The 8263-nt window shown below is 33.8% G+C and carries 7 protein-coding genes; all 7 read left to right on the forward strand.

Translation table 11 applies throughout. The annotated features are described in order from the left end of the window. The first annotated feature begins 123 nt into the window (after positions 1 to 123). Genes ACTF54_RS11095 through ACTF54_RS11125 form a run of 7 tightly spaced genes read left to right on the forward strand, consistent with a single transcriptional unit; the run spans position 124 to position 7560 of the window. On the forward strand, positions 124 to 1053 hold the full coding sequence (locus ACTF54_RS11095; protein WP_347195696.1) for an ABC transporter ATP-binding protein: 930 nt from the start codon (positions 124 to 126) through the stop codon (positions 1051 to 1053). Beyond that, positions 1046 to 2341 carry an ABC transporter permease gene (locus ACTF54_RS11100; protein ID WP_347195695.1) on the forward strand — a complete coding sequence of 432 codons (1296 nt, stop codon included), beginning with the start codon at positions 1046 to 1048 and terminating at the stop codon, positions 2339 to 2341. The genes ACTF54_RS11095 and ACTF54_RS11100 overlap by 8 nt, the downstream gene beginning before the upstream one ends. Continuing rightward, entirely contained in the window at positions 2326 to 3228 is a 903-nt protein-coding gene (locus ACTF54_RS11105) for a mechanosensitive ion channel family protein (protein ID WP_347195694.1), read from the forward strand. Before ACTF54_RS11100 ends, ACTF54_RS11105 begins: the two co-directional genes overlap by 16 nt. Beyond that, the gene (locus ACTF54_RS11110) at positions 3221 to 4114 is read left to right on the forward strand and encodes a DUF6268 family outer membrane beta-barrel protein (RefSeq protein ID WP_438969361.1); all 894 of its coding nucleotides are present in this window, start codon (positions 3221 to 3223) and stop codon (positions 4112 to 4114) included. Before ACTF54_RS11105 ends, ACTF54_RS11110 begins: the two co-directional genes overlap by 8 nt. A 2-nt stretch (positions 4115 to 4116) precedes the next feature. Next, positions 4117 to 5280, forward strand: a complete 1164-nt coding sequence (locus ACTF54_RS11115) for a sigma-54-dependent transcriptional regulator (RefSeq protein ID WP_347195692.1) — start codon at positions 4117 to 4119, stop codon at positions 5278 to 5280. Between the two features lie 8 nt (positions 5281 to 5288). Further along, positions 5289 to 6158 carry a PPK2 family polyphosphate kinase gene (locus ACTF54_RS11120; RefSeq protein WP_438969362.1) on the forward strand — a complete coding sequence of 290 codons (870 nt, stop codon included), beginning with the start codon at positions 5289 to 5291 and terminating at the stop codon, positions 6156 to 6158. Continuing rightward, positions 6151 to 7560 (forward strand): M20/M25/M40 family metallo-hydrolase, encoded by a 1410-nt coding sequence (locus ACTF54_RS11125; protein ID WP_438969363.1) that lies wholly within the window; start codon positions 6151 to 6153, stop codon positions 7558 to 7560. The genes ACTF54_RS11120 and ACTF54_RS11125 overlap by 8 nt, the downstream gene beginning before the upstream one ends. The last annotated feature ends 703 nt before the right edge of the window (positions 7561 to 8263 follow it).

Raw genomic sequence — 8263 nt, forward strand, 5'->3', positions numbered from 1 at the left:
AATGTGAAGATTCGCGTATTTTATCTGTTATTATTAATTAATCGGCTAGTATCGATATTAAAATCTTCAAAATACTTAGTAATCCCATATCGTTCTTGTTAATTTAGCACAATTAATTTTTGCATGGATAACGCATTAGAAGTACAACATATAAAAAAGATTTACGGAGATTTCACAGCATTGAACGATGTGTCTTTTTCTGTACCTAAAGGAAGTGTTTATGGTTTGCTAGGACCCAATGGTGCTGGTAAAACTTCACTTATAAGAATTATCAACCAGATCACTATGCCAGATGGAGGTAAAATCCTTTTGAATGGTGAGCAATTACAACCTAAACATATAGAAGATATAGGTTACATGCCTGAAGAGCGTGGTCTATATAAATCTATGAAAGTAGGTGAGCAATGTATTTATCTAGCTCGTCTAAAAGGCTTGTCAAAAACAGAAGCAAAAGAGCGGTTACAATATTGGTTTGATCGATTAGGAATAGAAGGTTGGTGGAATAAAAAACTACAAGAACTTTCTAAAGGTATGGCACAAAAAGTACAATTTATTGTAACTGTAATGCATGAGCCGAGTTTATTAATTTTTGATGAACCGTTTTCTGGTTTTGATCCAGTGAATGCAAACCTTATTAAAGACGAGATTTTAAAATTACGAGATGATGGTGCAACGATTATTTTTTCAACACATCGTATGGAAAGTGTAGAAGAAATGTGTGATCATATTGCATTAATCAATAAATCAAATCTAGTTTTACAAGGAAAACTGAGTGATGTAAAACAACAGTATCGTGATCGTAATTATGCTGTCTCATTAATATGTATGAATAATGATATGGCATTTCAACAAATTCCATCAGAGTTCAATCCTCTTCCTATCGAACTGTCTGGTTTAGATAATACCCTAGACTTTCAAATTAGAATTCCAGAAAATGTGGAAATACCAGTAGCGTTAAACAAGTTGACGCACTTAGGAGAGTTGACTCATTTTAGTGAAGTTATTCCTAGTGTAAACGATATTTTCATTCAAACAGTGCAGCATAATGGATAAATTGTGGCTCATTATAAAAAGGGAATACCTCAATAAGGTTAGGAATAAAACCTTTATAGTCATGACTTTTGTAAGTCCATTGATTTTTGTAGGCGTTGTATTATTAATAGGATGGTTGACCAGTATTAATTCTGACACGGCAAGAAAAATTGCTATCCTAGATCAAACAGATGGTGATTTTATATCTCTTTTTGAATCCTCAGACCGTAATGAATATATTAAGTTAGATGGTATCTCTAAAGAAGCAGCAGTCGCAGCAAGCAAGCAAGCAGATTACTATGGGCTGATCCTTATGGAATCTAGAGACGGCGCTTTGACTGATTTAAGTTTTTATTCTGACGATTCACCATCAAAGGATTTTTTGGAATCCATAGAGGATAAAATAAATGATAAAGCTACTTCACAAAGCCTAGAAGACGTTGGGATAAGTCCTAGTCTCATTTTAGAACGTAAAATTGATAAAGAAATTCAAGTCCAAAACTTCTCTGGCGAGAAAACTAGTAAAATGTCTGGATGGATAAAAATCGCTACAGGTGGTGCCGCTGGATATTTATTGATGATGTTCATTATTATATATGGTAATATGGTGATGCGATCTGTAATAGAAGAAAAAACCAGTCGCATTATAGAAATTATAGTGAGTAGTGTGAAGCCCATTTATTTAATGATTGGTAAAATTACGGGAACCTCACTTGCTGGTATTACACAATTTATTATCTGGGTAATCGTTGGTTTTATTCTATTAACAATAGGAACCACGTTTTTTGGTGTAGAAGCATTTACAAATCCTGCAAATGCAGATGTTATGGCACAAGCACAAGACATGACAAAAATGGAATTGGTCATAAATGATATTGCTCAGTTGCCTATTTTAAAATTATTGATCTGTTTCTTTATTTATTTCATGGGTGGTTATTTTCTTTATGCATCCATATATACGGCGATAGGAGCAGCAGTAGATAATGAAACCGATACACAGCAATTTATGTTACCTGTAATCGTGCCGTTAATGCTGGCAATTTATGTAGGATTCTTTTCTGTAATGGACAATCCACATGGTACTGTAGCCGTTGTCTTTTCATATATTCCGTTGACATCTCCTATTGTTATGTTAATGCGCATACCTTTTGGTGATATTGCCTGGTGGGAAATTGCTAGCAGTATGTTATTGCTTTATGTAAGTATAATAGGTGTAGCAATGCTAGCAGCAAAAATATACCGTATAGGAATACTTATGTATGGTAAAAAAACAAATTGGAAGGAGCTTTATAAATGGCTCCGTTATTAAATATGAATATAGATTGGGATAAAATAAAAGAATTTATTAATTATGAAATAGTTCCCGAGGGAAAAAACGGTGGATTCCATCTGGACACTTGGATGCTTATTTTAGCTGTTATTGCGATTTTAATTACTACTCTTATTTTAAGAGGTATTAGGAAAGTGGTAACTCGTAAAATGGACGCACCTGATAAGTTGAAGTTTGAAAGCGTTTTTAAATTTTTTAATTATGTAGTTTACATCATTGTAATCATAACAGTATTAAATTCTAGTGGAGTACAACTTACCGGTATCTTAACGGCTAGTGCAGCCCTGTTTGTAGGTTTAGGTTTTGCACTTCAAGATTTATTTAAAGATATAATTGCTGGAGTAACCATTTTAATTGATCGATCTGTATTAGTTAATGATGTAATTGAAATGAATGGTAAGGTGGGTCGTGTCTTTGAAGTTAAATTGAGAAGTACGCGTATTATTACCAGAGATGACAAAATATTAATCATTCCCAATCATCTTTTCATGTCAGAGTCTGTATATAATTATACTCAAAACCATCCAAAAACTAGAGAAAGTGTACAGGTAGGAGTAGCTTATGGTAGTGATACAGCATTAGTAGAAAAGATACTCATTCAATGTGCTCGTGAACAAAAAGGGATCTTAAAAAGTCCAGAGCCTTTTGTTATGTTCAATGACTTTGGCGATAGTTCATTAAACTTTGGTGTTTACTTCTTTATAAGAGATGCGTTTACAGATCCACGCATCAAGAGTAGCTTACGTTTTGCTATTGATAAGGCATTTAGAGAGAATCAGATTACGATCCCATTTCCGCAAAGAGATTTGCACATTATATCTCAGCCATCAGTTAGGCAAAATTCTAATGATATGAGTCATGAATAGTATGAGAAAATATGCAAAGCTATGTGTGATTGTGTTATTTGTTATCGCTTTCGCGAAAGCGCACTCTCAAGGAACAGATTTATTTAGAGCAGAGTATACTTATTTTCCGCAACGAAAATCTGATAACAGTTTTAGAAGATTTAGAACTTTTGCAAATGTGCCGTTAAAAGTGGATGAAGGTACTTATATCGTCCCTTTTATTGAATATAGAAATGTCCAGTATTTAGTGCGTGATGATTTTATGCGTACTGATTTTGGAACTGATCGATACGAAAGTTTTGAAGTTTCATTAGGGTACACATTTCCAATGAAAAATAATTGGAGATTTGGATCGCGCGCTGGTATTCTTGTAGCCTCTAATTTTGATGAAGGTAAAGCGCATAGCGATGATTACTTTTTGTCTGCCAGTGTTTACTTTATTAAAAATGAAAAGAATCGTGAAGATGGTGGTAAACCGTGGCAACTTGTTGTAGGTGTGCAGTATAATACAACCGCAGGTAGACCGTTTCCATTACCATACATAAACTATTATAGAGAAATAAATGAGGACTGGAGTTTTACTTTAGGAGCACCTAAAATGAACCTCAAATATAGATTTAGCGATAAAAATAGTGTGCAGTTATATGCTAGATTAGATGGTTTTTTTGCAAACATTCAAAACGATGAGCCTACTACAAGAGGTGTAGCCGAAGATGTTTCTATGACGGTTGCTATGTTTGGTCCTGGCTATCAGTATAACTTTACTAAACATATATCTGCATATGTGTATGCAGGTTATACATTTATCAATGATATTAGATTAAGAGATGATAATGCAGATGATGTAGTCACTCTTAATGACACCAATACGTTTTACTCTCGTATAGGTTTAAAATTCAAAATATAATTATGGCAAATATTCTCCTAATAGAAGATGAGAGCGCGATACGTCGTGTGTTAGGTAAAATTTTATCTGAAGAAAATAAGAACTATAAAGTGTCTGAAGCGTCAGATGGTCTAGAAGGAATAGAATTGATCAAAGACAACGATTATGATCTGGTTCTTTGTGATATAAAAATGCCTAAGATGGATGGTGTTGAGGTTCTGGAAGCCATTAAGAAAATTAAACCAGAAATCCCTGTTGTTATGATTTCTGGTCATGGTGATCTGGATACGGCTGTAAATACTATGCGATTAGGAGCATTTGATTATATTTCTAAGCCACCAGATTTGAATAGGTTACTCAATACAGTGCGCAATGCATTAGATAAAAAAAGTCTGCTAGTTGAAAACACAAGACTTAAAAAGAAGGTTAGTAAGAATTATGAAATGATTGGTGAAAGTGAGCTTATCGTTATCATTAAAAATATTATTGAAAAAGTCGCGCCGACCGATGCTAGGGTTCTTATCACAGGACAGAATGGTACTGGAAAAGAACTAGTGGCACACTGGCTACATGAAAAAAGTGATCGTTCTAAAGGTCCTTTTATTGAAGTGAATTGTGCGGCGATACCTAGCGAGCTTATTGAAAGTGAACTATTCGGTCATGTAAAAGGTAGTTTTACTGGGGCAAATAAAGACCGCGCAGGAAAATTTGAAGCAGCAAATGGTGGTACCATCTTTCTTGATGAAATAGGTGATATGAGCGCAAAGGCTCAAGCCAAAGTGCTGAGAGCGCTACAGGAAAATAAAATCCAGCGTGTAGGAAGTGATAAAGACATTAAGGTGGACGTTAGAATTCTTGCTGCGACCAATAAAGATCTTAAACAAGAAATAGCAGATAAAAAGTTTAGAGAAGATTTGTATCACAGACTTGCTGTTATTCTTATAAATGTACCTTCTTTAAACGATAGAAGAGAAGATATACCTTTGTTAATCAATCATTTTGCAGCAAAAATTGCAAAAGAACAGGGAAATGCTGCTAAGCAATTTGAAGATAAAGCCTTTAAATTGCTACAAGAATACGACTGGACAGGTAATATACGTGAGCTGCGCAATGTAGTGGAAAGATTAATTATCTTAGGCGGTGAACAAATTAGTGAGAAGGACGTAAAGCTTTTTGCTAGTAAATAAATAGAGGTATGTTATCAGAAGATTATCTAGCTAAAAACAATTTTGAACTTTCAAAACTTTCTACTTGTTCTATCGATGCTCTTTCTAAAAAAGAAGTTAAAAAGGAATTAGCAATTGTAAGAAGAGAGTTAGCAGAATTTCAAACTAGACTTTATGCCCATGATAAGCATGCTGTGTTAGTATGTTTTCAAGGTATGGACACTTCTGGTAAAGACAGTCTTATAAGAGAGGTTTTCAAAGATTTTAATGTAAGAGGTGTTGTACAACATAGTTTTAAAGTGCCTACAGATTTAGAATTATCTCATGGTTATTTATGGAGACATTATGTAGCATTACCTTCAAAAGGGCATTTTGGCATCTTTAATAGAACACATTATGAAAATGTTCTAGTGACTAGGGTACATCCAGAATACCTAATGGCCGAAAAGCTTCCTGGATTTGATAGCCCTGAAGATGCTGATGAGGATTTCTGGCAAATGCGTTACCAACAAATCAATAATTTTGAAAAGGAGTTAACTGAGAATGGTACTTTTATTTTTAAGTTCTTTTTGAATCTAAGTAAAGAGGAGCAAAAGAATCGTTTACTTAGAAGACTTCATTTACCAGAGAAAAACTGGAAATTTTCAGAAGATGACTTGAAAGAGCGCAAGCTGTGGGATAAGTATATGCTTTGCTATGAAGAAGCGATAAAAAACACAAATACAAAAAATGCTCCGTGGTACGTCATTCCAGCAGATGATAAACCTATGGCGCGATTGATTGTTGCAAAGGTTCTTGTAGAAACGCTATCTAAATTTAAGGATATTCTACCTCCACAATTAGATGAGGAGACATCAGGGAAAATTAATGAATATATAGCAGCTTTAGAAAATGAATAAGATATATAGTTTTGGGTTTATTATTTTGATGTGTTCCGCTTTCGCGAAAGCGCAATCCATAACCACAAAGAAAGCAGATTCAATAATGATGAGAAGTATTTACGACTTCAATCTTACAGAATCAAAAAGTTATGAATGGTTAGAATATTTATCCAATACTATAGGAGGAAGGCTATCTGGATCCATACAGGCACAAAGAGCAGTTGAATACACCGAAAAAGAACTTGCAAAATTTACAAATCGAACCGAGTTACAATCAGTCATGGTTCCAAAATGGACTCGAGGCACACCAGAATTTGCCTATATTCAATTGAATGATTTATCTACTATAAATGTCAATGTATGTGCATTGGGAGGTTCAATACCGACTAGAGAAGCCGGAATTAAAGCAAAGGTAATTGAAGTTAACTCTATTGCAGAACTCGCGCAATTAGGAAAAAGCAAAATAGAAGGTAAAATTGTTTTCTATAATAGACCTATGGATCCTAAGAAAATTCAAACTTTTGAAGCATATGGTGGTTGTGTAGATCAAAGATATAGCGGTGCTGAGGAAGCAGGAAAATATGGAGCAGTTGCTGTTATTGTTAGATCTATGAATTTACGATTAGATGACTATCCTCACACTGGTTCTATGAGTTATGGAGATTTGCCGATTGAGAACTATATCCCAGCCGCCGCTATAAGTACTAATGACGCAGAAAAACTACATACATACTTATTATTAGATAAGAATCTAGAGTTTTATTTGAAACAAGATTGTACCAATTGGGGTGATGTAGAAAGTTATAATGTAATAGGTGAAATAAAAGGTAGTAAATTCCCTAATGAAGTGATTATTGTAGGCGGGCATTTAGATTCTTGGGATTTAGGTGACGGGAGTCATGATGATGGTGCGGGCGTAGTTCAAAGTATGGAAGTTTTACATACATTAAAGGCTTTAAATTATCAACCGTTACGTACTATAAGAGTTGTTCTTTTTATGAATGAAGAAAACGGATTGAAAGGTGCTCGAGAATATGCAAAGCAAGCAATGCTGAAAAAGGAAAATCATATTTTTGCTTTAGAGAGTGATGCTGGTGGATTTACTCCTAGAGGCTTTAGTTTTGATACCAGTGATGAACAAATGGAAGTAGTAGAATCATGGATGCAATTATTCAAACCTTATTTGATTCATTATTTTGAACAAGGTGGCAGCGGTGCCGATGTTGGACCTTTAAAGGAAATTGGGACTGTTCTTGCTGGATTAAGGCCGGATTCACAAAGGTATTTTGATTTTCATCACGCGGCTAACGATACTTTTGATGCCGTTAATAAACGAGAATTAGAATTGGGTGCAGCAACAATGACTAGTTTGATTTATCTATTTGATCAATATGGAGTAGTGAATACAACAAAGGATTAAAGTTTTGTTTCAGCTACGTTAGAAAGTATTGGTGTCGATTAATTACTCTTTAATAGTTTTAATTAAAATCACTGTTTTGGTAAAGTAAATTAGCACTTAGTTGATCTATTAGATGGATTAAGTAGTTGTACTTTTATATGTATGTATAAAAACCTGATGACTTTGGCTAGGTCAATTGGTATTCTGGTTATCTCTTATTTATTCCCTTTTTTATAGATATCTTTTACTTTTTTGATTGATCAAGTTTTTCTAAGTACATCTGCTGCTGGTAGTATTTTTTCATTTGATTTATTGAAGGTTTAGTTTTGGTTTTAGTTTAGATGGTTTTGACTTACTGAATTTTGGTTATTATTTATCTATATAAGTAATGATGTAAGCTAAGAGATATTGATTTGTATGTTTTGAAATAAAGTTCGAAATTATTTTAGCGACTAAATCTTTGTTGTTTAAGTGTTTAAGTTTTTTTTCATTTTTTTTCATTTTTTTCTTTCAAAAAGTTTGGTTGGTAAGAGAAAGTGTCTGTATATTTGCAACCGCTTAACGAAACAATGATATGTTTAACTAAGCAATTGTTCTTCAAAAAAGTCGAAAAATCAGTGAGTAGATCGTGAAGATTTGCTGCGAGATTTCGCTTTAAGATTTTGAAGATGTTCATTGAGATATTGATTGATAACAAAATGTAATTACTGGAGACAGTAATTTT

The organism is Nonlabens sp. (assembly GCF_965657255.1).
Classification (GTDB): Bacteria; Bacteroidota; Bacteroidia; order Flavobacteriales; family Flavobacteriaceae; genus Nonlabens.